Below are 26,448 nucleotides of genomic sequence, written 5' to 3' on the forward strand. Positions count from 1 at the left end.
CTCCTGCGAGGGCAATAACAGTGCGTCAGGTGCGCGGATCCAGATAATCCAGCGCCTCGGCCACGGGCGTGTCGCCCGCGGTCAGCTCGATGATCACCCGCTGGATGGCGGGGCGCTCCACCAGCGCCACCAGCGTGGCGGCCACATCCTCACGCGAAATATCGCCATACCCGATCGCCGGGCCGGCAGACACATTACCGGTGCCGGCCGCATCGGTCAGCGTGCCGGGACGCAGGATCACCCATTCCAGACAGGACGCGGCCAGGTGTACGTCGGCCTGTTTTTTGACCTGCATGTAGACCTCGAACGTGTCGGACACGTCCGTGCCACGCCCGGCTTCTGGAAATGCGGACACCAGCAGGACGCGCTGCACGCCAGCCCGTCGCGCGGCATCCACGGCGGTTTCGAGTCCGCGACCATCGATGGCACGCGTGGTGTCCACGCCGCCCTTTCCGCCGGCGCCGGCCGTAAATACAAGCACATCGCTGCCTGTCAGGAGCGCGGCCAGCGCTGTGCCATCCAACGCCTGCAGATCACCCGCCACGGGCGTCGCACCGTCCTGTTGCAGCGCGGCGGCTTGCTCGGGTCGGCGATGCAGCGCACGGACCCGGTGCCCACGGGCGGTCAACTGGCTGACCAGGTGGCGGCCGACCTTGCCGGCCGCACCAATGACGAAGACAGTGCTCATCGGAGAGCTCCAGGGAAGAGGGGGAGGACCAGCATGCGTGATGCTGCGTTGCGACCGCGTGCGCGTCGCTGGGGGGCTGGACGCTACCGTGGCCAGGTGAAATCGGTCACGATGGTGGGTTACGCCCTTTCTGCTCCCCCTGGATTTTTCCTGTGCTGAGTGTCATTGCTTCCGTTCTCGCGCTGTACATCGTGCTCCGCCTGGTCTGGCCGCTGCGCCTTCCGCTGGCCGTGCGCGTGCTGCTGTCTCTGCTGGTCTTCGCGATGGCGCTGCACCATCGCATCGTGGCCCAGTTCGCCGGCACCATGGCGTCGCCTGAGCTGCCGAAGATGGTCATCGCCGTGCTGGCGACCGGATTCACGTCGTTGCTCCTCGGCGCCTTGTTCCTGCTGCTGATCGATGCGGCGTTGCTGATCGCACGTCTGCTGAAGTCAGCGAGGTCAACCGCCGCATTGCGCGCGCCATGGCTGCGTCCTGTCGCGGGCCTGACAGCGCTGGCGCTGGGAATTTTCGGCGTAAGCCAAGGCATGGCGGTGCCCAAGCCGCGCAGCATCGACGTCGAGATCGCCGGACTGCCCGCTGCGTTTGACGGCTATCGTGTGTTGCAACTGACCGACATCCATGCCAGTCGCCTGCTCACCGGTGACTGGGTGCGCAAGGTCGTAGCCGAAAGCAACGCGCAGCACCCGGACCTGATCGTCATCACCGGCGATCTGATCGATGGCACGGTCGCAGCACGTGCCGATGACTTCGCACCGCTCGGTGACCTGCGCGCGCCGGATGGCGTCATCGCGATTACCGGCAACCACGAGTACTACGCGCAGTACGCCCACTGGATGAAGGCATTCCGCGGCCTGGGCATGCAGGTGCTTGAAAATACCCATACCGAGGTCCGCCGCGACGGTGCGGTGCTGACCATCGCCGGGGTCACCGATCCGGTGGCCGCGCGCTATGGCCTGCCACTGCCGGACCTCGACGCCGCGCTGGCGGGCAGCAACCCGCAGGCCCCGGTGATCCTGCTGGACCACCGCCCGCGCGAAGCGGTAGCGAATGCCGCCCGCGGGGTGAAGCTGCAGCTGTCCGGGCATACCCACGGCGGCCATATCATCGGCATGGATCAGCTGGTGAAGCGTGCCAACGGTGGCTTCGTGTCCGGCCGTTATGCAGTGGGTGGCATGACGCTGTATGTCAGCAACGGCGCCGGTCTGTGGCCGGGCTTCGCGGCCCGCATCGGGGTGCCGTCGGAGATCACGTTGATCACCTTGCGGGTGCCGCGCTCGTGACAGCGCCGGCATTGCCGGAGCATGCCCGGCAGTGGCCTGCCGTGCGATTCCGTTCTTCACCTGCCCTGCGTTAGGGTGGCCGCTTCTTGAGCGGAGGCGCGTGGATGAAGCATCGGACAGGGAGCCTATGAACGCCGTCATGCACCGCCGTTCAATGTGGGTGGCCGCGCTGTCCACCGTGGTGGAGTGGTACGACTTCACCCTGTACCTGTACTTCGCCACCGTGCTGTCCCGGGTGTTCTTCGGCGGCGGCGAAACCGCGCTGCTGGCCACCCTGGCAGGGTTCGCCGTGTCCTACCTGATGCGCCCGCTGGGGGCGCTGTGCTTCGGCCATCTGGGTGACCGTCTCGGTCGTCGCTGGATGCTGCTGGCGTCGATGACCCTGATGGCCGCCGCGATGCTCGCCACCGCATTGCTGCCGACCCATGCCCAGATCGGCGCCAGTGCAGGCGTGCTGCTGCTGGTGCTGCGCTGTGTGATGGCGTTCTCGGTAGGCGGTGAGTACACCGGGGTGGTGGCCTACCTGCTGGAAAGCGCGCCCAGCGGACGGCGTGGTCTGATCACGTCGCTGGCATCGGCTGCCAGTGAAGTCGGTGCCTTGCTGGCGGTGGCGCTGTCCGCGCTCACGGTCGCCTTGCTGCCACAACCTGCGCTGGATACGTGGGGCTGGCGTATTCCGTTCTTCGTCGGTGCGGCGTTGGCGGTGGTGATCCTGCTGGCCCGCTCGGGCATGCACGAATCGCCGGAGTTCGAACGCCAGCAGCGCGAAGGCAGCGTGCCCAGCGCACCGCTGCGGCAGATACTGCGTTCGCATCCGGGCGCGGTCGCGCGTACTTTCGCCATATCGGCACTGGGATCGATCACCTACTACGTGGGCATCACCTACGTGCCCGCGTTCCTGCACGCCAACGGCCGCGGCGAGGGGGAAGCCCTGTGGCTTTCAACCATCGCGGCAGTGGCCGTGATCGCGGCGACGCCCTTGTGCGGTGCGCTGTCCGACCGCTTCGGGCGGCGCCCGATGTTGCTGATGCTGACGGTCCTGTCTGCGCTGCTGCCGTTGTCGATGTTCAGCTGGATGGCAGATGCCTCCACCGCAGGCGTCATCGCTGCAGCGGTAACCCTGGCCTGCGTGGCGGGTGGGATCAGTGCGGTGGCCGCATCGGCCACCGCAGAGCAGTTTCCCGGCGAGGGCCGCCTGAGCGGGCTGGCCCTGGGGGTGACCATGGCCACCGCAGTATTTGGCGGCGCCACGCCGTGGCTGGCGCAGTGGTGGGTGGAGCGCAGTGGCTGGAATGCAGCGCCCGGCGCGATGATCGCCATCGTCGCGGTGCTGGTCCTGCCGGTACTGTGGCGGCTGCCGGAAACGCGTCCGACGCCAGTCCGGTAGCGCCGAGCGACGCTCGGCGGACGAACAAAGGCGCCGCGCTGCGCGCTCGCCGAGCGTGGCTCGGCGCTACCAGAGAAACAAAGGCGCTGCGCTTCGCGCTCGCCGAGCGTGGCTCGGCGCTACCCGTTACCCGTCACCCGTTACCGCTTGCCGGGATGTGTCGTGCTGGCTTACAGCGACAGTGTCTTTTCGATATCGGCCAGCACGGCGTGGGCATCCACGCCGATGGCGATCGACTGCATGGCCTGGTTGTCCCACACGCTGGGGCCGAAGGACAGGCCGGCCGGCTTGGGGATGGTCATGCCGCGGGCCACGCCGTCGGTCGCCACGCGCACGCTGGCGTGCTCGTACTCGAACAGTTCCGGCCGGGTCAGCGCGATGCAGGCGCAGCAGTCATGCACCACCATGCCCTTGTGACCGGCCTGCAGGTAGAAGTCCACGTAGTCCTGCGACAGCGCACGGACCAGGTCGGCGTCGGCACCACCGACCTCGGCCAGGGCATCGAGTCCATGGCGATCCATCTCCACCTGGGTGGTGACGTCCAGGCCGATGGCGATCAGCGGCCAGTTGGCGGTGAACACGATATCGGCGGCTTCGGCATCGCCCCAGATGTTGGCTTCCGCCGCCGGGGTGATGTTGCCGTTGACATGGAATGCGCCGCCCATGATCACCACGCCGCGCACCAGCGACGCGATCTCGGGTGCTTCGCGCAGGGCCAGGGCGAGGTTGGTCATGCGGCCCACTGCGACCAGGGTGATCTGGCCCGGCTGGGCACGCACCATGTCGATGATCAGCTGATGCGCGCTGCGCGGATCGGCGGCGACGTCCAGCATGGCCGGCACCGGATGATTGCCCAGGCCGTTGTCACCGTGGATGTGCACCGGCCAGGCTTCCGGCTGTGCATCCGGCTGCAGCGGGCCCGCAGCGCCGCGGGCGACCGGCGCATCGAAGCCCCATACCTGCTTGAGGAACAGCGCGTTGTGGGTGGTGGATTCCACGGCGGCATTGCCGAATACCGTGGTCACCGCCAGCAGGTTCACCTGCGGATGCTTGTACAGGTAAAGCAGGGCCAGGGCATCGTCGACGCCCGGGTCCGTATCGAAAATAACGTTGTGCATCATGGCGTTGTTCTTCTGTTTCGTCGTGATTGTTCGCTGCGTATTGTGTCACGACGGAACACCCGCCAAGGCCACCCCACGGCCAGGTAGAGCCGACTTCAGTCGGCTCAGTCCCACTGCACCCCTCCAACGTAGCTCAATATTTCCAGCGCAGGCTGAAGGCCACGAAGCGCGGCTCGCCGTAGTTGTTGTAGTCCAGGTTCGCCCAGTAGGTCTTGTCCAGCGCGTTGCGCACGCTCACCGTGGCCGTCCAGCTGTCGCTGATCCGGTAGTTGGCGTTGAACTGCACCAGCGCATACGCCGGCTGGTTCACGGTCACCGCGCCACCGGTCGGGTAGGGCACGTTGAACGCCTGCACCTTGCTCTGCCACTGCACGCCGCCCCCCAGGGTCAGCCGCTCCCAGGCACCGCGCAGGCGGACGCTGGTATTGAGCTGCAGGAAGTCTTCAGGCAGGTTCGCGTACAGCAGGTCGGTCGCCGCGCGGGTCACCTTTACGTGGGTGAAGCCGGCATTGACCGTCCAACCGGGCAGGATCTCGCCGTTGAGGTCCAGCTCCCAGCCCCGTGCCTTGGTGCCGTTGATGCCGATGAAGGCCGAGCTGCCATCGCTGAGCGAGCCTTCCGGCACGCTGGCGTCACGCACCGCGTAGTTGTCCTGCTTGGCCTCGAACACGGCCGCGTTGGCAGTGAACCGGCCCTGCATCCACTGCGATTTGATGCCCGCTTCCACGTTGGAGCCTTCCACCGGCGCCAGCAGGTTTTCGTTGCGGTCCTTGTAGTTCTGCGGATTGAAGATCTCGGTGTAGCTGGCGTAGCCGGAAACGTTCGGCGTCACGTCATACACCAGGCCCACGTACGGCGTGACTTCGTCATCCACCTTGTACGCGCCGCTGGTGGCGGTATAGGTGTTGGCGACGTTGTAGGCCCGGGTGCGGGTCTCCCACGAACTCAGCCGCGCGCCGGCGATCAAGGACAGCGGGTCGGCCAGGCGCAGGCGGGTGGAGGCATACACACCGCGTTGGGTGGTACGCGCGTCGCGGTGTGCCCCGGTCCGGCGCACGATCAACTCCGGCGCGTCGCCGTTCCAGGTGTTGATATCGGGGATGTCGTAGCGCCAGCCCGCCGTCGGGCTCATCGTCCACGCGGTGGACTGCAGGTCGGAGAAGCTGCCACCCAGGACGACATCGTGCTCGCGGCCAAACAGGGCGAAGGTGCCGGACAGGTACACGTCCACGCCCTTGCGGGTGTCGTCGGTCTCACCGGCAGCGCCCAGCAGGTACACGCCTGCGCCGGTGGTCGGGTCCGGGTAGCCGCTGCCGTACACGCGCACGTTCTGCACGTTGCCGCGGGTGTACGCGGTGTTGACCTTCAGCAGCCAGTCCTCGCCGAAACGCTGTTCCAGGTTGGCGAACGCGGTGCTGGTCTGGCGCTGCCAGCGGGCCCAGTGCGGGGCCATGTTGGTGCTGCGCGGCAGGTGCGCGAAGCTGCCGTCACTGTTGAAGAACGGCACCGTGCCCCAGGTCGAGCCGACCGGGTTGTTGTCCTGGGTCTGGAAGCCGACGGTGACCGTGGTCGACTCGGTCAGGTCACCTTCCAGCACCGCCATGCCGGACATCTTGTCCTCGCTGTAGCGGTCGTAATAGAAGTCTTTGTCCTGATACGCCGCGACCACCCGGCTGCGGAAGCGGCCATCGGCGGTCAGCGGCGCGTTGACGTCGGCCTGCATGCGGCGGAAGTCCCAACTGCCTGCGCTGACCGCGAAGGAGGCGTCGAAATCCTTGCCCGGCCGCTTGCGCAGCAGGTTCACAGTGGCCGACGGCACGCCGGCGCCGCTGAGCAGGCCGTTGGCACCGCGGATCACTTCAATGCGGTCATAGAAGGCGGTGTCGTATTCCTGGTTGGTCGAGCCGCTGTACGTGGGCAGGCCGTCGACCTGGAAGTCGGTGATCGCAAAACCGCGCGCGTAGTACAGCGGGCGCTGGGTGTCGTAGAACGAGACATTGACGCCGGTGACGTTGCGCATCACGTCGTTGATGCTGAACAACGACTCGTCCTGCAACCGCTCCAGGCCGATCACGGTGGACGACTGCGGGGTCTCCTGCAGGCTGATCGGCAGCCGCGTGGTGCTGGACGGGGCGGCCTTGCTGCCGTGCACGCTGACCTGGTCGAGGGTCTTGGCACTGGCTGCGGCACTGGCGTCGGCCGCGGTGTCGGCCTTGGCCGGTACGGCGGTCAGGGCAGCGAGCAGCGCGATGGCCAGCGGCGCGGGTCGGAACGAGGAAGAGGCGGTCATGGCGGTTTCGCGGAAGGGTGGGGTAGGCGGACGGGCGCAAATGTAAATGATTATCGAAAACCTTACAATTCGCGATTGAGTCCGGGGCGACGAACGGTCGTGTCCGCGCTCAACCGCCAGGGCCGCCAACGAAAACGGCCACCCGAAGGCGGCCGTCTCGATAGATCACTTTGGCAGGCCTTACAGCGCCTGCAGCTCCTCGTTCTTGTTGCGCTTCACCTGCGGCGGCTCGGGCGCTTCGGCCGGGCGGGCCACCGTGGCGGGGATAGCGGCCGGCTGGATCACGTCCGCCGGCACATCCAGGAAGGGCAGCTTCAACGCCTGGCTGGTCAAGGTACGGATCTCGTTGGTCAGCGCCGGGCTCTCGTTGAGCTTGCGGCCATACGACGGCACGATCTCGCGAAGACGCGCTTCCCAGCCGGCTTTCATCTCTTCCGGGAAGGCCTTGGCCATCAGGTCGAGCATGATCGGCGGCGAGGTCGAGGCGCCCGGCGAGGCGCCCAGCAGGGCGGCCAGGGTGTGATCCTTGTCGGTCACGATCTCGGTGCCGAACTGCAGCACCGGGCCTTTCTCCGGGTCACGCTTGATGATCTGCACGCGCTGGCCGGCGGTGACCAGCGTCCAGTCTTCGCGTTTGGCGTTGGGGAAGTATTTGACCAGCTCGGCCTGGCGGTCGTCGTCGTTCAACTGGGCCTGGTTCATCAGGTACTTCACCAGGTCCAGGTTTTCCGCGCCCACGTTCAACATCGGGGCGACGTTGTTGTGGGTCACCGACGAGTAGAGGTCGAACCACGAGCCGTGCTTGAGGAACTTGGTGCTGAACAGCGCGAACGGTCCGAACAGGACCACGGGCTTGCCATCGAGCTTGCGTGCATCAAGGTGCGGCACGGACATCGGCGGCGAGCCGGTCTCGGCCATGCCGTAGGCCTTGACGCTGTGGCGCGAGGCGATGTCGGCACCCTGGAAGGCGAGGAACTGGCCGCCCACCGGGAAGCCGCCGTAGTTCTTGGCTTCCGGAATGCCCGACATCTGCAGCAGCTTCAGGGCCGCGCCGCCGGCACCGATGAAGACGAAACGCGAGTGGGTGGTGGTCTCGTTGCCGGACGCAAGGTCCTTGACGGTCACGTTCCAGGTCTTGTCGTCGTTCTGGCGCAGCGCGGTGACTTCATGGCCCAGGTGCAGGCCGAAATTCGGGCTGCGCTTCAGGCCATCGGTGAGCTGGCGGGTGATGACGCCGAAGTTCACGTCGGTGCCCAGCGGCATCCAGGTAGCGGCGACTTTCTGCTTCGGGTCGCGGCCTTCCATCAGCAGCGGAGCCCACTGCTTGATCTGTGCCGGATCTTCGGAGTACTGCATGCCGTAGAACAGCGGATTCTTGACCATCGCCTGCTGGCGCTTGTGCAGGAAGTTGATGTTGTCGTCGCCCCACACAAAGCTCATGTGCGGGGTGGCATTGATGAAATCGCTGGGCTGGCTCAGGCGGCCTTCGCGCACCTGGTGCGACCAGAACTGGCGCGAGACCTCGAACTGTTCGGCGATGCCGACCGCGCGCTTGGTCTCGATGCTGCCGTCCGGAAGCTCCGGGGTGTAGTTCAGCTCGGCGAACGCGGAATGCCCGGTACCGGCGTTGTTCCAGCCATCGGAGCTCTCTTCGGCCACGCCGTCGCGGCGCTCGTACACCTGTATGTTCCAGTCCGGCTGCAGTTCCTGCAGATAGGTCGCCAGGGTGACGCTCATGATGCCGGCGCCTACCAGGACTACGTCAACGGGCTTGTCGTTGCTGGCCGCCGGCACCGAGCGCTGGGTCAACGGCCAGTACAGGAACAGTACCGACGTCACCAACAGCAGCACGAGCAGGGCGACTAAAGCCTTGCCAAATTTCTTCATGGGAACGATTCGTTTGGGGAGGGAATCAGGATGCGTGCCGGCCAGGGGCGGCGCGTGAAGACGCGTCAGCAGGCGGCCGCCTACGGCGTCCAGTGACGTATTTTACCCGTTTGTGGTCCTGATTTGGTGCGACGCAGCATCCTGCGCGTGGCTGGATCAGCGTTTGCGGCGGATCAGGGCCGTCGATGCGCCCAGCACCGCGCGGGTCAGCAGCGCCATGGTCTGCACGTCGCCTTTCCAGTGCTGCCAGTACAGCGGCACGTCCTCCCACGCGCGCTGGCGCACGTAGACCAGCCGACCGGCATCGAGGTGGCGCTTCACCAGCGGCAGCGGATTCATCGTCCAGCCCAGCCCGCCCAGGTTGGCCTGGACGAACGCGCGGGTGGAGGGAATCCACCACGTGGGCGCCGTGTTGGGCACCTCGACCCCGGCCATCCGCCGCGCGAACCGGGCCTGCATGTCGTCCTTGCGGTTGAATACCAGGACCGGGGCCTGCGCCAGCGCCTGGGCGCTCACCCCCTTGCCGAAATGCCGGTCGCGGAACGCCGGGGTGCACGTGGCGGCGTAGCGGATGCTGCCCAAGGCGTGGATCTGGCAGCCCTGCACCGGCTCATCCAGCGTGGTCACCGCGCCCAGCACCGTGCCCTGGCGCAGCAGCTCCACAGTGTGGTCCTGGTCTTCCACGCGCAGGTCCAGGGTGGTGCCGGTGACCTGTGCGAACTGCTGGGCCGCTTCCGGGAACCAGGTTTCCAGGCTGTCATGGTTCACCGCCACCGGGATGCTGGCCTGCGGCAGGTCTTCGTCGGCAAGCCCCATCCGGTGCAGCGCGTCGTGCTCCAGCAGGGCCGTCTGTTCGGCCAGCTGCACCAGCACCTGGCCCTCGGCGGTGGCGGTGGCCGGTGCGCCGCGTTTCACCAACAGCCGACCGACGCGGTCCTCCAGCGCTTTGACGCGCTGCGACACCGCGGAGGCCGTGACATTCAGCGATTGGGCGGCGCGATCGAAGCTTCCCTCGCGTATTACGGCGGCAAGTGCACGCAGCTGGGCATGGTCAACGCGCATGGCAGTTAAGTTCCGCTAAAGAGGCTTAAGTAAGTTTAGCTTTTCTTGAGCGTGCTGCAACGCGACAATACGCGCCGTACCCCGGTGCTGTCCGCCTTCGCGAGGCACCGCCCACCCGCATTACAAGGTTGCCCTCATGTTCTCTCTCATCTCCGCCAGCACCGGCCTTGCGGCCTGGTTCAGTGGTGCCGCTACCGGCATCGGCTTGTTTGCCGTGGTCGGTGCACAGAGCGCTTTCATCCTGCGCCAGGGCATCCTGCGCAAGCACATCGTGCCGGTCGTGGCGACCTGCGCGGCGATCGATGCGGTCTTCATCTTCGCCAGCGTGGCCGGCCTGCGCACCCTGATCCAGGCAGCGCCGTGGCTGACCAGCGCGGTGCTGTGGACCGGTGTCGCCTTCCTGGCCTGGTACGCGCTGAAGTCCGCGCGCCGTGCCATCGCAGGTGGCGGTGGCATGGGCGAAGCCGAAAGTGATGACGGCAGCCGCCGCGCCGTGCTGATGGCAGCGGTCGGTTTCTCGCTGATCAATCCGCATTTCTGGCTGGACATGATGGTCATCGGTTCCATCGCGGAAAACTTCGGCAACGACCGCATGGCATACGCCGCCGGTGTGGTCACCGCCAGCTGCATGTGGCTGACCGCGCAGGGCCTCGGCGCCCGCCTGCTGGCACCGTTGTTCAACAAGCCCGGTACGTGGCGCGTGCTGGATGGCACCATCGCGGTGATCCTGAGCATTCTTGCCCTCACCCTGGCGGTGCGCGGCGTCAACTGATTCCACTCTCTCTCCAGAACGTGGTTTAAGGGGCGGCATCGGCAACGATGTCGCTCTTTTTTTGCAGATACCCTGATTCCCAATTCGTTCACGTGCCGTTTACAATCGTGGCGTGGCGGACATGCTGTCTGCAGAACGGGGATAAGGATGCGCAAGACGATGCTCGCGGCAATGATCGCCCTCCTGGCGACGCCGCCGATGGCCGACGCGGCCGAGGTGAACCTGGACCATTTCCTGCGCCGGGACGCCTTCACCGATATCAAGCTGTCGCCGGGTGGCGAGTATTACGCCGCGACCATACCGTTCGAGAAAGAGACCGCGCTGGCGATCCTGCGCGTGGCTGACGGCAAGCTGGTGGGCCAGTTCATGCCACCGCAGCACAACCACGCTTACCGCTTCGACTGGGTCAGTGACGACCGGGTACTGATCGAGCTGGCGCAGAAACTCGGTTCGCTGGACATGCCGCAACGCACCGGTGAGTTGTATTCGCTGCGCGCGAATACCTCCAGCGGCCAGCTGCTGGTCGGTTACCGGGTTGATGCGCAGGAGACCGGGTCGCATATTTCAGGCAAGAAGGCCGAGCGCGTGGCCGCCTTCCTCACCGACGACCTGCCGGCTGACGACCGCAACGTTTTGATCGCCGTGTCGCCGTTCACTGCCGATCCCTACACACGCCTGGAAAAGATGGATGTCAGCACCGGCCGGCGCACGCCGGTAACCCGCTCGCCGGTGCGCCGTGGCAGCTTCACCACCGACGGGCAGGGCCAGGCCCGCTTCGTTCATGGGGCCGGTGCGGACAACGTCAACAAGCTGTTCTACCGCGAGCGCAATGGTGCCAGCTGGGCGATGATCAACGACGAAGCCGTGACCGGCCGGATCGAAGATGCCATCGGCTTTTCGGCAGACGGCACGCTGGCGTACCTGCAGATCGAGCAGGCCGACGGTCCGGACAAGATCGTCAGCTGGAACCCGGCCACCGACGAACGCAAGGACGTGCTGCAGGACCCGGTGGTGGATCCGTCGCGGATCATCCATCGTCCAGGCACGGCCATTCCGGTGGGTGCGCTGTTTTTGGGCGACACGCCGCGCACGCGCTTCTTTGATGAGACGTCCGCCGATGCGCGGCTGTACCGCAGCTTGGAAAGTGCCTTCGACGGCAACGCCGTGTATGTCACCTCTAGCACGCGTGATGGCAACAAGGTGCTGGTCCAGACCTTCTCGGGCACCAATCCCGGCGATTTCTTCATCTATGACCAGAAGGCGAAGGCGGCCGAGCACGTGGTCAGCCGCAGCCAGTGGATCGATCCGGCGCAGGCCGCACCGGTCCGCGCTGTCACCCTCAAGGCCCGCGACGGCATGGTCCTGCATGGCTTCCTGACCACCCCGCCCGGTGGCCCATCGCGCAACCTGCCCACGGTGGTGATGCCGCATGGCGGACCCTTCGGCGTGTTTGATGAGGGCACCTACGACGTGCAGTCGCAGATGCTGGCCGCTGCTGGCTATGCGGTGCTGCAGCTGAACTTCCGCGGCTCGGGCAACTATGGCCGCGCGTACAAAGCGGCCGGTGCCCGGCAATGGGGCGGTGCCATGCAGGACGATGTGACCGATGCCACGCGCTGGGCGATCAGCGAGGGCATCGCCAACAAGGGAAAGATATGCATCTACGGCGCAAGCTACGGTGCCTATGCGGCGCTGATGGGCGTGGCCAAAGAGCCCGCTCTGTATAAGTGCGCGGCCGGCTATGTCGGGGTCTACGACCTGCCGATGATGCATGCCCGCGGCGACATCCAGCAGCGCGATTCGGGCGTGAACTACCTGCGGGAGTGGGTGGGCGAGCCGGCAACGCTGGCGGCGGTATCACCGGTCAATCTGGCCCAGCAGATCAAGGTGCCTGTCTTCCTTGCCGCCGGTGGCGAGGACGAACGCGCGCCGATCCAGCACACCCAGCGCATGGAAGCCGCCCTCAAGCGTGCCGGCGTGCCGGTGCAGAGCCTCTACTACCCCCGCGAAGGCCATGGCTTCCATGTCGATGCCAACCGCCGCGAGTACTACGGCAAGCTGCTCACCTTCCTCTCGCAGAACCTCGAAAAAGGGGACGGAGGGAATTAATTTCAATTAATTACCTCCGTCCCGCTTTACTTGACGCCGTGCATCATGCGCCGCAGCAGCGGCGCACAGGCGAAGGCGATCACCGCGCAGCCCAGCCCGATCCACATCAACAGCCAGAACAGGTGGGCGTAGCTGGCTGACGCGGCGACGATGTCCAACGTCTCGCCCTCGGGCACTTCGATGGCGGCCAGTTTGCCGAACAGGGCCGCCAGCGTTTCGGAAAACGCGGTGGCCAGGAACCAGGTGCCCATCATCAGGCTGACCACGCGCGGCACCGCCAGCTGGCTGACCGCCGACAGGCCCACCGGCGACAGGCACATCTCGCCACTGGCCAACAGGAAGTACGCCAGCACCAGCCACCACACGCTGGCCATCTGGCCGGTTTCGCCGACCTGCTGTGCGGCCAGCGCCAGCGGCACGAAGGAGAGCGCGCCGATCACCAGGCCCATCGCGGATTTGTACGCCTTGCCCGGTTCGGCGCGACGGCGGTCCAGCCACGCCCACAACAGCGCGAACAACGGCGCCAGCAGCACCAGGAACAGGCTGCCGAGGTAGGTCAGCGAACCGGCGGTCTGCGGTATGACCAGGCAGTCGCGCACCAGCAGCACCACCATCACCAGGCCGATGGCAATGAACATCCGCCGTGGCAGCGCCGAGCCGGGATGGCGATCGGACAAGCGCGCGCTGACCACGAAGCCCAGCGGTGCCAACACCAGCGAGAGGATGGACCACGGCAGCGGGGTGCCATCGCGGATCACCAACGCGGGTACGATGTCCTTGGTCAACAGGCGGTCGGTGAAGGTGACCCATGACCCGTACGACTGCTCGTACAGGGTGAAGAACACCAGTGCCATGGCGATCAGCGCCATCAGCGCGATCATCTGCTGGCGTTGCACCGGCGTGCACTGGGTGCCGGTGAACCAGGCAAACCACAGCAGCACACCGCCCAGCACGACGATCATCAGCAGCAACGCCAGGCTGATCTCGCCACCGAGCGCGAAGGCCCCGTTGCCGGCGGCCCACATCAGCCAGGCGATCGGCAGCACGGCGATCACCGCGCCGGCGTAGATCAGCCACTCGCGTGGCAGGCCGAGCACGCGGTCTTTCAATGAGGCCGGATCGCGCGGCTCGGCCAGCCCATGCAGGTATTTCTGGCCCCACAGGAACATGCCCAGGCCGACCAGCATGCCGATGCCGGCGGCACCGAACCCGTATTTCCAGCCGTAGGCTTCCCCCAGGAAACCGCAGATCAGCGAGGCGAACAGCGCGCCGAGGTTGATGCCGGCGTAGAACAGCGAGAAGCCGGAGTCGCGACGCGGATCGTTCTCGGCATACAGCTTGCCGACGATGGTGGAGATGTTCGGCTTGAGGAAGCCGACGCCCATGATGATCAGCGCCAGCGACAGGTAGGTGATGGACAGCGCGCCGGTATCACGCACCACCTGGCCGTCGCGCACGTAGGCCGCGTGGCCTTCGAAGGCCATGCCCAGGTGCCCCAGCACCAGCAGCACACCGCCGAACAACACGGCCCGGCGCATGCCCAGCCAGCGATCGGCGAGCAGCCCGCCGAACACCGGGATGCAGTAGACCAGTCCGCCATACGCGCCCAGGAGGTCCAGCCCGGCCTTGTCGCCGAACAGGTGGTACTTGGTGAGGTAGAGCAGCAGCAGCGCCTTCATCCCATAGAAGGAGAAGCGCTCCCACATTTCGGTGAAGAAGCAGACGTAGACGCCCTTGGGGTGGCCGAGGAAGTCGTCGGAGGCAGTGGTGGTCATCGGGCAGAGTATGAGCCCGTTACAGATACCTCAGCCAGAGCAGATCCTTGCGTCGTGCCTTCAGGGCAGCAAACGCGCGCGTGGGCAGGTACAGCAGCAGCGCCAATGCGGTGCTGATCAACAGCAGGGCGGCCACCGATTCCACCGCGAACAGGGGCCCGTTGGTGGGCCCCCACAGTGCCAGCGCGCCCAGGTACATCAGCTTCAGCACATACAGGTGCAGCAGATAGAAGAACATCGGTGCCGCGCCGATCCGCGCCAATGGCTGCAACGCGGCGGCCACGGCAGGTACTTCGTACAGGCGCAGCAACAGCAGCCCGACGCCGAGCGTGGCCAGCAGGAACAGCAGCGAGGGCGGGTACTTGGTGATGTTGACGATGCTCATCAGCGTCCGCAGCGCGGTGTCCTGCACCTGCCACGGTGCATCGCCATACCCATTGAGCGCGCGCAGCATCACGAACGCGGCCAAGGCGCCGACGCCGCTCATCAGCAGCCAGCGCTGGCGCTGTGCCGCCGGCCGGCTGTTGGCGAACCACGGTCCCATCAGGTAGCCCAACGTGATCACGCCGATCCACGGCAGCAGGGGGTACGAGGTGCGCAGGCGCAGCCCGTCACCGAGTGCGATCCAGTCGCGCTGGTGCAGCACTTTCCACAGGGTCGCCACGATGCCGTTGCCGTCCATATGCACACCGTCCAGCAGGTTGTGCCCGGCGACCAGCAGTACGGCCAGCGGCAGCAGCACCGCACGCGGCAGCCACACCAGCCCGGCCAGCGCGATCATGCTCAGGCCGATCACCCAGATCACCTGCAGGTAGATCGTGTCCGGCGGGAACTGGAAGGTCCACGCGAAGTTGACCAGGGTCAGCTCGAGCACCACCAGGAACAGGCCGCGCTTGAACAGGAAGCCGGCGATGGCGCGCCGGGGATCGGCCTGTCGCTGGCCGTAAAGCCACGCCGACAGCCCGGTCAGCAGCACGAACACCGGCGCACACAGGTGGGCCAGCAGGCGGCAGGCGAACAGCGCCGGCGACACCGTGCCGACATCCATCGGGTCGCTGACCTGGTACTGCATGAAGAAGGTTTCGCGCACGTGGTCGAGCAGCATCAGCAGCATCACGGTGCCGCGTAGCTGGTCGATCGACGCCAGCCGGGTGGAAACAGAAGGGGGCATACGGACGGCAGGAAGGGGTGTGGAAAGGATATAACATATCATTTTGGGGGTGTGCCAAGCCAGTCTCCCTGCGTGCGCGTGCTGGACTTGCCGCAGCCCGGACGCTAGCGTTGCAGGGATTTTTTTCGTATCAGGGGCTTCAATGAACAACGTCGCTGCGCCCAAGCAGCTCACGTTCCGCGCGGTGGTGCTTTCCATCGTGCTGGCCGTGGTGCTGTCGGCCGCCAACGCCTATCTGGGTCTGTTCGCAGGCCTGACCATCGCTACGGCGATTCCTGCCGCAGTGATCTCCATGGGCGTGCTGCGCCTGCTCGGCGGCGGTTCCATCCTGGAAAACAACATCGTGCAGACCGGTGCGTCTGCCGGCTCGTCGATCGCTGCCGGTGTGATCTTCACCATCCCGGCGCTGGTGATCATGGGCTACTGGCCGGACTTCAAGTACTGGTGGGTGCTCGGCATCGCCGGTCTGGGTGGTCTGCTGGGCGTGCTGTTCTCGGTGCCGCTGCGGCGCTCGATGATCGTCGAAGATCCACTGCCGTTCCCGGAAGGAAAGGCCGCGGCCGAGGTGCTCAAGGCCGGTGAGAATCCCGGGCCGGGCATGAAGATTCTTGCCGTGTCGGCGGTGATCGGCGCCGTGGTCAAGGTCGCTGCCGCCAGCGGTCTGCGGCTGATTCCCGACGCGTGGGCCACCGCAGCCTACGTGGGCAGCTCCAAGGTCACCGCGTTCATCGGCACCAACCTGTCGCCGGCATTGCTGGGCGTGGGCTACATCGTCGGCCTCAACGTCGGCATCGTGGTGGTGGGCGGCTCGATCCTCACCTGGCACATCGCCATTCCGATCTACCAGGCGTTCTTCCTCAACACCGACCCCGCCCTGGCCGCGTCCATCGCCACGGCATCGGCCACCGATGCGGCTTTCGCCATTTGGGGCGCGAAGATGCGCTACCTGGGCGTGGGCGCCATGCTGATCGGTGGCATCTGGACCCTGTTCTCGCTGCGCAAGTCGCTGCTGAGCGGCGTCAAGAGCGGCTTCGCCGCAGCCCGCAAGAGCACCGGCCCGGCCGTCGCCGAGACCGAGCGCGACCTGCCGATGAAGTGGATGCTGGTGGCGCTGGTGGTGTTCACCCTTCCGTTGCTTGCGCTGTACCAGGCGATCGTTGGCCAGTGGCATGTGTCGATCCCGATGACCATCATCATGATCGTCGCCGGCTTCCTGTTCGTGTCGGTATCTGCGTACCTGGCCGGCCTGATCGGCTCGTCGAACAACCCGGTGTCGGGTATCACCATCTCCACCATCCTGTTCGCGTCGGCGGTGCTGGTGCTGTTGCTGGGCAAGGACGGCCTGACCCCGGTCGGCGCCTTCGGGGCCCCGCTGGGTGCGGTCGCGGCGATCATGATCGGCGCGGTGGTGTGCTGCGCCGCCGCCGTGGGCGGTGACAACCTGCAGGATCTGAAGGCCGGTTACATCGTCGGTGCTACCCCATGGAAACAGCAGCTGATGCTGGGCATCGGCGCGTTCTCGTGCGCGCTGATCATGGCCCCGGTGCTGAACCTGCTGGCTACCGCCTACGGCATCGGTGCGCCGACGCCGGAACATCCCAACGCGCTGGCCGCACCGCAGGCCAACCTGATGGCGTCGGTGGCCCGTGGACTGTTCGGCGGCGAGCTGCCGTGGAACTTCATCATCATGGGCGCCGTGGTGGGTGCGGCGATCATCGCCCTCGACGACTGGCTGAAGAAGACCGGCAAGCGCTTCCGCGTGCCGGTGCTGGCGGCCGCCATCGGCATCTACCTGCCGCTGGAACTGATGGTGCCGATCTTCCTCGGCGGCCTGATTTCCTATCTGGTGGAACGCTTCCACAAGATCCGCGCTGAAGACGAAGAGGGCCGTGACCGCGTGCACCGCCCGGGCGTGCTGTTTGCCGCCGGCCTGATCACCGGTGAGGCCCTGATGGGCATCGCCATCGCCGTGCCGATCGTGGTCAGTGGCCGCGCCGACGTGCTGGCGGTTCCGGTCACGCTGCCGGCTGCGCAGTGGATCGGGCTGGCCGTGCTGTTCCTGGTCGGTTGGCTGATCTACCGCACCGGCAAGCGCGCCAGCGCTGCCTGATCACGTGCTGATCCGGGGTCGGATCCCGTTTGCCCTGCGAACTGAATCCGGCCCCGACCTGGCCCCATGACCGATGGGCTAGGCAGGGTGGGCCGCGCAGGCCTACCATCGACGTTTTGCCGTCCTGCGGAGAACCCGATGAAACTGCGCCATGCCCTGTTGCCGTTGAGCCTGCTTGCGGCCCTGCCGTCCGTGGCGGCCGCCCGCGGTCTCGATGTCCGCGACATGATCGCGATGGACCGGGTGTCTTCGCCCGTGCTCAGTGCCGACGGTGGCACCGTGGTGTTCGCCAAGCGCAGCGTGGATGCGCAGCAGAAGGCCAGCAGTGCGCTGTTCGTGCGCAACCTGCGTACCCGCGATGCGGCGCCGCCGAAGCAGGTCACCCCGGCCGGCTGGAACGTCAACTCGGCGTCGCTGTCCGCCGACGGCCGCACCGTGTACTTCCTCAGCAGCAAGAACGGCAGCCAGCAGCTGTACGCGCAGGGCCTCGACGGCGACGCACCGCGCCAGCTGACCGATTTCCCGGTGGACGTGGACAGCTACCACGTGTCGCCGCAGGACGACCGCGTGCTGTTCAGCGCCGGCGTATTCCAGGACTGTGGCTCCGACCTGGCCTGCACCGAGAAGAAACTCGCTGCGAAGAAGGACACCAAGGCCAGCGGCCAGGTGTTCGACACGATGTTCGTGCGTCATTGGGATACCTGGAACGATGGCCGCCGCAACACCTTGTTCGTCGCTCCGCTGCCCACGGGCAAGGCCGCTGGCGTCAAGGGCGCCTCGGCGCTGAGCGCCACCCTGGCCGGTGATGCACCGTCCAAGCCGTTCGGCGGCAACGATGATTTTGCGTGGTCGCCCGATGGCCGCAGCGTGGTGGCGAGCATCCGCGTGGCCGGTCGCGAAGAGCCGTGGTCGACCAACTTCGATCTGTACCGCTTCGATGCCGCTGGCAAGCAGGCGCCGGTCAACCTGACCGCCGACAACCCCGCGTGGGATGCCGGCCCGGTGTTCAGTGCCGACGGCAAGACGCTGTTCTACCGCGCGATGAAGCGTCCCGGCTTCGAGGCCGATCGCTACGCCCTGATGGCGATGGACCTGGGTACCGGCAAGCGCCGCGAAATCGCCGCGGACTGGGACCGCTCCGCCGGCGGCATCGTGCTGTCGGCCGACGGCAGCACGATCTACACCACCGCCGACGACATGGGCGAGCATCCGCTGTTCGCGGTGGACGTGGCCAGTGGCAAGGTGGAAAAGCTGGTGGGCGAGGGCAGCGTCACGGCGGTCGATGTGGCCGGCGGCAGCGTCGCCATTACCCGCAACAGCCTGAAGAGCAATGACCAGGTGCTGGTCGGCCTGCTGCCTGCGGCGGGTGAGGCGATGGGGGCGCTGCGTGCCCTGACGCCTTCCGCGGAAGAGGTGCTGAAGGACGTTGATTTCGGCGACTTCGAGCAGTTCTCGTTCAAGGGCTGGAACAACGACACCGTGCACGGGTACGTGGTCAAGCCGCACGATTACGTGGAAGGCAAGCAGTACCCGGTGGCGTTCCTGATCCACGGTGGCCCGCAGGGCAGCTTCGGCAATGGCTGGAGCTACCGCTGGAATCCGCAGACCTATACCGGCCAGGGCTATGCGGTGGTGATGATCGATTTCCACGGCTCCACCGGCTACGGCCAGGCGTTCACCGACGCGATCAGCCAGCATTGGGGCGACCGTCCGCTGGAAGATCTGCAGAAGGGCTGGGACGCTGCGCTTAAGCAGTACGCGTTCCTGGACGGTGACAAGGCCTGTGCACTGGGTGCCAGCTACGGCGGCTTCATGGTCAACTGGATCGCCGGCAACTGGAACAGCCCGTTCAAGTGCCTGGTCAACCACGATGGTGTGTTCGACCAGCGCATGATGGGGTACGCCACCGAAGAGCTGTGGTTCACCGAGTGGGAGCAGGGCGGCACGCCGTTCGCCAAGCCGGCCAACTACGAGAAGTTCAACCCGGTCAACCACGTGGCGGACTGGAAGAAGCCGATCCTGATCATCCACGGCCAGCTGGATTACCGCATCCCGGTGGAGCAGGGGTTGGCCGCGTTCACCGCCGCGCAGCGCCAGGGCATCGACTCGAAGTTCCTGTACTTCCCCGATGAGAACCATTGGGTGCTGAAGCCGGCCAACAGCGTGCTCTGGCACGACACGGTCAACGCGTGGCTGAAGCAGCACATCGGGCAGTAAGGCCCGTTTGAAGCGCCGCTCCTCGGGGCGGCGCTTTCAGGTGGGGTAGAGCCGACTTCAGTCGGCTGCCATTCCGTTTCACTGACAGCAGCCGACTGAAGTCGGCTCTACCGGGTGCCTGTGTCCATGCCTTCGACTCCCCTGATCCAGAACGACATCGTCGTCTTCGGTTTGATTGCCGCTACCCTCGGTGCGGTGTTCTGGACGGCTTCGCGCGAGCAGGGGCTGTGGAAGCGGTTCTACGCCTTCGTGCCGGCGCTGCTGCTGTGTTACCTGCTGCCCGGCATCTACAACACGGTGGGCCTGATCGACGGCCAGAACACCAAGCTGTACAACCCCATCGCCCGCGACGTGCTGCTGCCGGCCGCGCTGGTGCTGCTCACCCTGGCGGTGGACATAAAGGGCATCCTGCGGCTGGGGCCGAAACTGGTGCTGATGTATCTGGGGGCGTCTGCCAGCATCATGATCGGTGCCGTCGTGGCGTTCCTGCTGATGCGCGCGCTGCACCCGGAAACGGTCGCCGGCGATACGTGGGCCGGCATGGCGGCGCTGGCCGGCAGCTGGATTGGTGGCGGCGCGAACATGCTGGCGATGCGCGAAGTCTTCGACGTCAACGCGACCACGTTCGGCCAGTTCGCGGTGGTCGATGTCGGCGTGGGCTATGTATGGATGGCCGTGCTGATCTTCATGGCGGGGCGGTCGGCGAAGATCGATGCGCGCAGCGGGGCCGATACCACGCCCATCGATGAGCTGAAAGAGCGCATCGCCCGCTTCCAGGCCGAGCACGAGCGTGTGCCGACCTTGACCGACCTGATGCTGATCGTGGCGGTGGCCTTTGGCGGTGTGGGCCTGGCCCATGCGCTGGGCGCGCCCTTGGCGGCGTGGTTCAAGCTCAATGTCAGCTGGGCATCGCAGTTCAGCCTGGACGCGCCGTTCGTCTGGGTGGTGGTGCTGTCCACCACCTTGGGCCTGGCCCTGAGCTTTACCCGGGCACGCACCCTGGAAGGTGTGGGTGCATCGCGCGTCGGCTCACTGCTGCTGTACTTCCTGATCGCCTGCATCGGCATGCAGATGGACCTGCTGGCGCTGCTGGACCGGCCGTGGCTGTTCCTGCTGGGCATCATCTGGATCGCGGTGCACATCGTGCTGCTGTGGCTGTTGGCGAAGCTGCTGAACGTGCCGTTCTTCTACTTCGCCATCGGTTCGCAGAGCAACATCGGCGGGCCGGCGTCGGCACCGGTGGTGGCCGCGGCATTCCATCCGTCGCTGGCGCCGGTGGGCGTGCTGCTGGGCACGATGGGCTACGCGACCGGCACGTACCTGGCCTACGTGGTGGGCATTACATTGCGGGCGCTGGCGGGGCAGTAATTTTTTCGTCTGTCGTGGTGGGACCAGGCAGAAGCAGGTAGCGCCGAGCCATGCTCGGCGGAATCCATCCGTGCCCGTCAGCAAAAAGCCGCCGAGCATGGCTCGGCGCTACCGCTTTTGCGTTTGCTTTTCTTCCCGCCCTCGGCCCACCCGCACACACGGACACACCCGCTCAGCCGACCAACAAACCCCGTTCGACCAACCATGCGCGCGCGTCTTCGGCGTCCTGCTCGAACCAGGCGCGGGTGGAGCCCAGCCGGTAGGTGTAGCCCCAGGCATCCATGTCCGCCATCAGGCGGTCGCTGCCCACGCCGGGCAACTGCCCGGCCAGCACGATCTGCAGATAACAGGTGGCGTCTTCTTCGGGCACCGAATCGGTGGCGTCGGTGTGCACCAGCGCGCGGCGCTCCGGCGGCAGCACGATCAGATGGCAGGACTCGTGCAGCATCGAATGCACCGGGGTGTCATCGCGCACGTAGACAGTGTGGGCGATGATGCCTGCCTCCGGTTCGCCCCAGTAACTGCCGGGGATCGGTTCACCCGCCGCCACGTGGTGCAGGTGCAGGCCGTGCGTGGCGAGCAGGCACGCGGCATCGGCGAAGGCGATGTCGCCCACGCAGGTGACGATGGGATCGGATGCAGGATCGGTCATGGCAGGTATCGACCCCGTCCGCACCGGGTGCGGACGGGGCAAAGAATCAGGGCTTGTCAGGCCCTTCGGGCAGGGCCACGGAAATATCCAGCACGTCGTGCTGTCCATCCTTGACCAGGTCCACCCGTACCGCATCAACGTCGATGTTGACGTACTTGCGGATCACTTCCAGCAGCTCGCGCTGCATCAGCGGCAGGTAATCCGGACCGCCGCGATGGCTGCGTTCCTGCGCGATGATGATCTGCAGGCGGTTCTTCGCGGTCTCGGCGGTGGTCTTCTTCGCTTTCAGGAAATCGAACAGGCCCATGCTTACCCTCCGAACAGCTTGCTGAAGAAGCCCTTCTTGTCTACGGCGGTGAAGCGCATCGGGCGGTCTTCGCCCATGATGCGCGCGACGGCATCGTCATAGGCCTGGCCGGCCGGTGAGGTGCCATCCAGAATGACCGGCTCGCCCTTGTTGGAGGCATTGAGCACGTCGCCCGATTCCGGAATCACGCCGATGGCCTTCAGGCCCAGCACTTCTTCCACGTCGGTGATGCTGAGCATTTCGCCAGCTTCCACCCGGGTCGGGGTGTAGCGGGTCAGCAGCAGGAAGGCGGGTACGTCCTGGCCGTTCTCGGCCTTGTGGGTCTTCGAGTCCAGCAGGCCGATGATGCGGTCTGAGTCGCGTACCGACGACACTTCCGGGTTCACCACCACGACGGCGCGGTCGGCGAAGTACATGGCCAGGAACGCGCCTTTTTCGATGCCGGCGGGCGAATCGCAGATGACGTACTCGAAGCCGTCGGCGGCCAGGTCCTTCAGGACCTTGCCCACGCCTTCCTGGGTCAGTGCATCTTTGTCACGCGTCTGCGAGGCCGCCAGCACGTACAGATTGTCAAAGCGCTTGTCTTTGATCAGGGCCTGCTTGAGGCTTGCTTCGCCATGCACGACGTTGACGAAGTCGTACACCACGCGGCGCTCGCAGCCCATGATGAGGTCAAGGTTGCGCAGGCCGACGTCGAAGTCGATCACCGCCACCTTTTTGCCACGACGTGCCAGGCCGCAGGCAAGGCTTGCGCTGGTGGTGGTCTTGCCGACGCCGCCCTTGCCGGAGGTGACTACGATGATTTCAGCCAAAGGACTTCTCCTGCTCTAGTTCTGGTTGGGGCTGCGTCAATCAAGCGCAGCGATCATGATCTGGTCCTGTTCCAGCCAGACCTGCACGGCCTTGCCGCGCAGGTTGTCCGGTACATCGTCCAATACCTTGTAGTGGCCGGCAATGGCTACCAGTTCGGCATGGAAATCGCGGCAGAAAATACGCGCCGCGGTGTTGCCTTGGGCACCGGCCAGCGCGCGTCCGCGCAGGGTGCCGTAAATATGGATGCTGCCATCGGCGATGACTTCGGCGCCGGCGCCCACGGTCGCCATCACCGTCAGGTCGCAGTTTTCCGCGTACAGCTGCTGGCCCGATCGTACATTGGCCAGTTGCATGCGGCCCGGCTTCGGCGCACCGCCGGTGGCCGGTGGGGGCGCCGCCAGCGCTGCGCTTGCCGCCGCCGCACGGCGCGGTTCACGCGTCGGCGCGGGCGCAGCAGCAGGGGCCTGGCGTGCCGTTACCGGCTCGGCATCCGCGCGTTCGTACTGGGCGCGGAACTTGGCCAGCAGCGGCAGGCCAAGCTGCTGGGACAGCAGCTCGATTTCCGACGTGCCATAGGCCAACGCCACCGGCAGCACGCCGGCGCCGCGCAGCCCGTCCAGCAGCGCCTGCGCACTGACAACATCCGGTGCGCGGGTCAGGCCGCCGAAATCCAGGATCACTGCGGCGCGGCCGAACAACTTCGGCGCCCGCGTGACCCGCTCGTTCATTTCCTGCACCAGCCGTTCGACATCCATCGTGCGGATGCGCAGGTTGGCAATGCCCACCTGGCCGATCTTCAGCTCACCGGCCTGTTCGTAATCCATGTTCACCGCCACCTCAAGTACCCGTCGGCTGCTGTGCGTGCGCCGGCAACTGCCGGCCACGCGCCCATGCCACGTCTGGCAGCTTGCCGCCGTAGGTATCACTCACCCAGGCGTAGCTGCACAGTTCCTTGGCCAGCATGCTGGCGCGTACATCGACGTGCGGCATGGTGTTCTGGCCCAGTTCGCGGAAGCCGAAGCTGCCGTGGAAGAGCAGTGCCGCATCGGCGCCGTGGTCCTGGAAGACCTCGCACGTCATCTGCGGGTAGCGCAGTTCGGCATAGCTCTGCGCATCGGCGTAAAAAGCCCGCCCGACACCGCCGCCACGCCGACGGCTGGCGACCACGATGCGGTCGATATAGAAGAATCCGCTGTCCAGGTGCTGCTTGAACCAGGCGAAGTTGCTGCTGTCGTGCTCGCTTGCGCTGCCGAACCCGATCAGGAAGCCGGCAAGGTTGCCGTCGCGCTCGGCGACGCGGAAATATTCGGCCGTTTCATAGAACAGATGCAGCCGGTGCGCGTCCAGCGGCAGGATCGCCAGGCCGGCATTGTTGTTCAAGGCCAGGACGGAATCGAGCTCATGCTCGCGCACGTCGCGGATGACAATCGACATTGTGACTCCGTGGGGTGGTGCGTGTGGCCCGTTTCCGGACCGCTCCCATTGATTATTGCATGGGGGGACCGTCGCCGGGGGAATCCGGGGCATGACTTCCGTGGGAGTGACGCGGGCCGGGTTCAGCCTAAGATGCAGGGATGTTGGGAGCCCTCAGTCATACCCGCGTCCTCCGTCTGGCCGGCCTGTTCACCTGGGTCATGGTCGGCCTGCCGCTGGTTTATTCACAGATAGAGAACCTGCAGCGGCAAGGCGCTGACAACGGGCCGGCCATGCTGTTGTTCGGTGCCTACCTGGTGTTCGGCGGGGCCTACTTCCTGCTCACCCGTGATCTGCGCAGTGGGGGCCACGCCAGTTGGATGGACCGCGGCATGCTCGTGCTGCTGACCATTTCCGCGCTCGGCGTCAGCTTCCTGAGCGGCTCGGGGCTGGGCAGCATCCTGATGATGGTCGCCGCCGGGGTGATCCCATGGATGCTTGCCGCGCACTACGGCGTGATCTGGCTGCTGTTGAGCCAGTTGGCGGTGGCGCCGGTGTACTACGTGCTGCTGCGCTTCCCCCTGTTCGAGGCGGTGATGCAGTCGCTGCTGTACGGCGGGTTCTCGATGTTCATCTTCGTCACCAGTCTGGTGGCCCGGCAGCAGACCGATGCCCGTGAAGAACAGCGTCGTCTGAATACCGAGCTGCGCGCCACCCGTGTACTGCTGGCCGAAAGTGCCCGCGTCAACGAGCGCACGCGCATTTCCCGCGAGCTGCATGACCTGTTGGGCCACCACTTGACCGCGCTCAGCCTGAATCTGGAGGTCGCCGGTCACATCACCGAGGGACGCGCGCAGGAGCACGTGCATCAGGCGCACACGCTGGCGCGGCTGCTGCTGACCGATGTGCGCGAAGCGGTCAGCCAGCTGCGCGACAGCGGCGCGATCGATCTGGCGGCGGCGCTGCGCCCGTTGACCCTGCGCGTACCGGCGCTGGAGGTGCACCTGGACGTGCCCACGCCGCTGTATGTGGAAGATCCCGAGCGCGCCCATGTGCTGCTGCGCTGCACCCAGGAGATCATCACCAATACCGTGCGCCACGCCGGTGCGCGTAATCTGTGGCTCAAGGTCCGCCGGGAAGAGGGCGGAGTGAGCCTGGAAGCACGCGATGATGGTGCCGGCACGGACGGAATCGTGGTAGGTAATGGCCTGCGCGGAATGCGCGAACGCCTGCAGCAATGCGGCGGGCAGCTGGAGATTGAAACCCGCCGTGGCGAAGGCTTCTGCCTGCGTGCAACGGTTCCCGGTGTTCCGGCCTTGGCGCTGAGCACTGCACCTGAAGGAGTTCGTTGATGATTCGCGTATGCCTGGTCGACGACCAAACCCTGGTGCGGCAGGGAATCCGCTCGCTGCTTGCACTGGACGATGGCATCGAAGTCATTGCCGAGGCGGCCGACGGCCGGCAGGCGGTCGAGCTCATTCCGCAGGTGAAGCCGGACGTCGTGCTGATGGACATGCGCATGCCGGCGATGTCGGGGCTGGAGGCGCTGCAGATGCTGTCCAAGCTGGGGCAGCTGCCGCCCACCATCATCCTCACCACCTTCGACGATGACCAGCTGGTGCTGGCGGGGCTGAAGGCCGGTGCGAAGGGCTATCTGCTCAAGGATGTGACCCTGGACCAGCTGGTCGGGGCGATCCGCACGGTGTCCGAGGGCGGTTCGCTGGTACAGCCGGCGGTGACCCAACGGCTGCTGTCCGGACTGGAGCACATGCGCAATGAGTTCGTCAGCCTGGACCGGCCGGACCCGTTGACCGATCGTGAGACGGAGATCCTCCGGCTGATGGCCAGCGGTTTCTCCAACAAGGAGATCGCCAATTCGCTCGGCGTGGCCGAGGGCACGATCAAGAACCACGTTTCCAACATCCTGTCCAAGCTCGGTGTGCGCGACCGTACGCGCGCCGTGCTCAAGGCATTCGAGTTGCAGTTGGTGTGAAAAACCTTGAATGACAAGGGTTTGGCGATA

At 65.9% G+C, this 26,448-nt stretch carries 21 protein-coding genes; 9 read left to right on the top strand and 12 right to left on the bottom strand.

Going from position 1 to position 26,448, the window contains the following annotated elements; genetic code table 11:
- Positions 1-25: 25 nt before the first annotated feature.
- Positions 26-688 (bottom strand): SDR family oxidoreductase, encoded by a 663-nt coding sequence (locus ICJ04_RS05110; RefSeq protein ID WP_188326473.1) that lies wholly within the window; start codon positions 686-688, stop codon positions 26-28.
- A 143-nt stretch (positions 689-831) separates the two neighbouring features.
- On the opposite strand from ICJ04_RS05110, the gene ICJ04_RS05115 reads away from it, so the two are divergent.
- Positions 832-1,971, top strand: coding sequence for a metallophosphoesterase (locus tag ICJ04_RS05115; protein WP_188327201.1), 1,140 nt, complete (start codon positions 832-834; stop codon positions 1,969-1,971).
- Between the two features lie 139 nt (positions 1,972-2,110).
- Positions 2,111-3,358, top strand: coding sequence for an MFS transporter (locus ICJ04_RS05120; protein WP_223202987.1), 1,248 nt, complete (start codon positions 2,111-2,113; stop codon positions 3,356-3,358).
- 170 nt (positions 3,359-3,528) lie between these two features.
- Here the strand turns inward: ICJ04_RS05120 and ICJ04_RS05125 are convergent, their stop codons facing one another.
- From ICJ04_RS05125 to ICJ04_RS05140, 4 genes are all read right to left on the bottom strand, one after another.
- Complete coding sequence (locus ICJ04_RS05125) at positions 3,529-4,476, bottom strand: nucleoside hydrolase (RefSeq protein WP_188327203.1); 948 nt, start codon at positions 4,474-4,476, stop codon at positions 3,529-3,531.
- 136 nt (positions 4,477-4,612) lie between these two features.
- Positions 4,613-6,769, bottom strand: coding sequence for a TonB-dependent siderophore receptor (locus ICJ04_RS05130; RefSeq protein WP_188326474.1), 2,157 nt, complete (start codon positions 6,767-6,769; stop codon positions 4,613-4,615).
- A 180-nt stretch (positions 6,770-6,949) separates the two neighbouring features.
- The gene (gene mqo, locus ICJ04_RS05135) at positions 6,950-8,656 is read right to left on the bottom strand and encodes a malate dehydrogenase (quinone) (protein ID WP_188326475.1); all 1,707 of its coding nucleotides are present in this window, start codon (positions 8,654-8,656) and stop codon (positions 6,950-6,952) included.
- A 156-nt stretch (positions 8,657-8,812) separates the two neighbouring features.
- The gene (locus ICJ04_RS05140; protein ID WP_188326476.1) at positions 8,813-9,718 is read right to left on the bottom strand and encodes a LysR family transcriptional regulator ArgP; all 906 of its coding nucleotides are present in this window, start codon (positions 9,716-9,718) and stop codon (positions 8,813-8,815) included.
- Between the two features lie 136 nt (positions 9,719-9,854).
- Here ICJ04_RS05140 and ICJ04_RS05145 point away from each other — a divergent pair, with 136 nt between their 5' ends.
- Positions 9,855-10,490: a LysE family transporter gene (locus tag ICJ04_RS05145; RefSeq protein WP_188326477.1), complete on the top strand. Its 636-nt coding sequence runs from the start codon at positions 9,855-9,857 to the stop codon at positions 10,488-10,490.
- A 147-nt stretch (positions 10,491-10,637) separates the two neighbouring features.
- Positions 10,638-12,599 (top strand): prolyl oligopeptidase family serine peptidase, encoded by a 1,962-nt coding sequence (locus tag ICJ04_RS05150; RefSeq protein ID WP_188326478.1) that lies wholly within the window; start codon positions 10,638-10,640, stop codon positions 12,597-12,599.
- Positions 12,600-12,625: 26 nt separating this feature from the next.
- Here ICJ04_RS05150 and ICJ04_RS05155 read toward each other — a convergent pair whose 3' ends face one another.
- Positions 12,626-14,374 carry an oligopeptide:H+ symporter gene (locus ICJ04_RS05155; RefSeq protein ID WP_188326479.1) on the bottom strand — a complete coding sequence of 583 codons (1,749 nt, stop codon included), beginning with the start codon at positions 14,372-14,374 and terminating at the stop codon, positions 12,626-12,628.
- 19 nt (positions 14,375-14,393) lie between these two features.
- Entirely contained in the window at positions 14,394-15,545 is a 1,152-nt protein-coding gene (locus tag ICJ04_RS05160) for a heparan-alpha-glucosaminide N-acetyltransferase domain-containing protein (RefSeq protein WP_188326480.1), read from the bottom strand.
- Positions 15,546-15,687: 142 nt separating this feature from the next.
- Here ICJ04_RS05160 and ICJ04_RS05165 point away from each other — a divergent pair, with 142 nt between their 5' ends.
- The 3 genes from ICJ04_RS05165 to ICJ04_RS05175 all read left to right on the top strand — a co-directional run bounded on the left by ICJ04_RS05165 (position 15,688) and on the right by ICJ04_RS05175 (position 21,240).
- Positions 15,688-17,655, top strand: a complete 1,968-nt coding sequence (locus ICJ04_RS05165; protein WP_188326481.1) for an oligopeptide transporter, OPT family — start codon at positions 15,688-15,690, stop codon at positions 17,653-17,655.
- 138 nt (positions 17,656-17,793) lie between these two features.
- Positions 17,794-19,872 (top strand): S9 family peptidase, encoded by a 2,079-nt coding sequence (locus ICJ04_RS05170; RefSeq protein ID WP_188326482.1) that lies wholly within the window; start codon positions 17,794-17,796, stop codon positions 19,870-19,872.
- 126 nt (positions 19,873-19,998) lie between these two features.
- The gene (locus ICJ04_RS05175) at positions 19,999-21,240 is read left to right on the top strand and encodes a DUF819 family protein (protein WP_188326483.1); all 1,242 of its coding nucleotides are present in this window, start codon (positions 19,999-20,001) and stop codon (positions 21,238-21,240) included.
- Positions 21,241-21,412: 172 nt separating this feature from the next.
- Here ICJ04_RS05175 and ICJ04_RS05180 read toward each other — a convergent pair whose 3' ends face one another.
- Genes ICJ04_RS05180 through ICJ04_RS05200 form a run of 5 tightly spaced genes read right to left on the bottom strand, consistent with a single transcriptional unit; the run spans position 21,413 to position 24,446 of the window.
- Positions 21,413-21,892, bottom strand: coding sequence for a hypothetical protein (locus ICJ04_RS05180; RefSeq protein ID WP_188326484.1), 480 nt, complete (start codon positions 21,890-21,892; stop codon positions 21,413-21,415).
- Between the two features lie 46 nt (positions 21,893-21,938).
- Positions 21,939-22,199, bottom strand: a complete 261-nt coding sequence (gene minE, locus ICJ04_RS05185; protein ID WP_188326485.1) for a cell division topological specificity factor MinE — start codon at positions 22,197-22,199, stop codon at positions 21,939-21,941.
- 2 nt (positions 22,200-22,201) lie between these two features.
- A complete protein-coding gene (gene minD, locus ICJ04_RS05190; RefSeq protein ID WP_188326486.1) occupies positions 22,202-23,011 on the bottom strand; it encodes a septum site-determining protein MinD in 810 nt (269 codons plus the stop codon).
- 36 nt (positions 23,012-23,047) lie between these two features.
- Positions 23,048-23,836, bottom strand: coding sequence for a septum site-determining protein MinC (gene minC, locus ICJ04_RS05195; RefSeq protein WP_188326487.1), 789 nt, complete (start codon positions 23,834-23,836; stop codon positions 23,048-23,050).
- Between the two features lie 13 nt (positions 23,837-23,849).
- Positions 23,850-24,446, bottom strand: a complete 597-nt coding sequence (locus ICJ04_RS05200; RefSeq protein WP_188326488.1) for a GNAT family N-acetyltransferase — start codon at positions 24,444-24,446, stop codon at positions 23,850-23,852.
- A gap of 140 nt (positions 24,447-24,586) precedes the next feature.
- On the opposite strand from ICJ04_RS05200, the gene ICJ04_RS05205 reads away from it, so the two are divergent.
- Both ICJ04_RS05205 and ICJ04_RS05210 read left to right on the top strand, forming a co-directional pair.
- Positions 24,587-25,777, top strand: a complete 1,191-nt coding sequence (locus ICJ04_RS05205; RefSeq protein ID WP_188326489.1) for a sensor histidine kinase — start codon at positions 24,587-24,589, stop codon at positions 25,775-25,777.
- The gene (locus ICJ04_RS05210; protein WP_188326490.1) at positions 25,777-26,418 is read left to right on the top strand and encodes a response regulator transcription factor; all 642 of its coding nucleotides are present in this window, start codon (positions 25,777-25,779) and stop codon (positions 26,416-26,418) included. The genes ICJ04_RS05205 and ICJ04_RS05210 overlap by 1 nt, the downstream gene beginning before the upstream one ends.
- The last annotated feature ends 30 nt before the right edge of the window (positions 26,419-26,448 follow it).

The organism is Stenotrophomonas sp. 169, from assembly GCF_014621775.1.
Lineage (GTDB): Bacteria > Pseudomonadota > Gammaproteobacteria > Xanthomonadales > Xanthomonadaceae > Stenotrophomonas.

Coding starts and splice junctions, on each gene's coding strand:
- ICJ04_RS05110 (WP_188326473.1), bottom strand. CDS start 688: ATGAGCACTGTCTTCGTCATTGGTGCGGCCGGCAAGGTCGGCCGCCAC.
- ICJ04_RS05120 (WP_223202987.1), top strand. CDS start 2,111: ATGCACCGCCGTTCAATGTGGGTGGCCGCGCTGTCCACCGTGGTGGAG.
- ICJ04_RS05125 (WP_188327203.1), bottom strand. CDS start 4,476: ATGCACAACGTTATTTTCGATACGGACCCGGGCGTCGACGATGCCCTG.
- ICJ04_RS05130 (WP_188326474.1), bottom strand. CDS start 6,769: ATGACCGCCTCTTCCTCGTTCCGACCCGCGCCGCTGGCCATCGCGCTG.
- mqo (WP_188326475.1), bottom strand. CDS start 8,656: ATGAAGAAATTTGGCAAGGCTTTAGTCGCCCTGCTCGTGCTGCTGTTG.
- ICJ04_RS05140 (WP_188326476.1), bottom strand. CDS start 9,718: ATGCGCGTTGACCATGCCCAGCTGCGTGCACTTGCCGCCGTAATACGC.
- ICJ04_RS05145 (WP_188326477.1), top strand. CDS start 9,855: ATGTTCTCTCTCATCTCCGCCAGCACCGGCCTTGCGGCCTGGTTCAGT.
- ICJ04_RS05150 (WP_188326478.1), top strand. CDS start 10,638: ATGCGCAAGACGATGCTCGCGGCAATGATCGCCCTCCTGGCGACGCCG.
- ICJ04_RS05155 (WP_188326479.1), bottom strand. CDS start 14,374: ATGACCACCACTGCCTCCGACGACTTCCTCGGCCACCCCAAGGGCGTC.
- ICJ04_RS05160 (WP_188326480.1), bottom strand. CDS start 15,545: ATGCCCCCTTCTGTTTCCACCCGGCTGGCGTCGATCGACCAGCTACGC.
- ICJ04_RS05165 (WP_188326481.1), top strand. CDS start 15,688: ATGAACAACGTCGCTGCGCCCAAGCAGCTCACGTTCCGCGCGGTGGTG.
- ICJ04_RS05170 (WP_188326482.1), top strand. CDS start 17,794: ATGAAACTGCGCCATGCCCTGTTGCCGTTGAGCCTGCTTGCGGCCCTG.
- ICJ04_RS05175 (WP_188326483.1), top strand. CDS start 19,999: ATGCCTTCGACTCCCCTGATCCAGAACGACATCGTCGTCTTCGGTTTG.
- ICJ04_RS05180 (WP_188326484.1), bottom strand. CDS start 21,892: ATGACCGATCCTGCATCCGATCCCATCGTCACCTGCGTGGGCGACATC.
- minE (WP_188326485.1), bottom strand. CDS start 22,199: ATGGGCCTGTTCGATTTCCTGAAAGCGAAGAAGACCACCGCCGAGACC.
- minC (WP_188326487.1), bottom strand. CDS start 23,836: ATGGATTACGAACAGGCCGGTGAGCTGAAGATCGGCCAGGTGGGCATT.
- ICJ04_RS05200 (WP_188326488.1), bottom strand. CDS start 24,446: ATGTCGATTGTCATCCGCGACGTGCGCGAGCATGAGCTCGATTCCGTC.
- ICJ04_RS05205 (WP_188326489.1), top strand. CDS start 24,587: ATGTTGGGAGCCCTCAGTCATACCCGCGTCCTCCGTCTGGCCGGCCTG.
- ICJ04_RS05210 (WP_188326490.1), top strand. CDS start 25,777: ATGATTCGCGTATGCCTGGTCGACGACCAAACCCTGGTGCGGCAGGGA.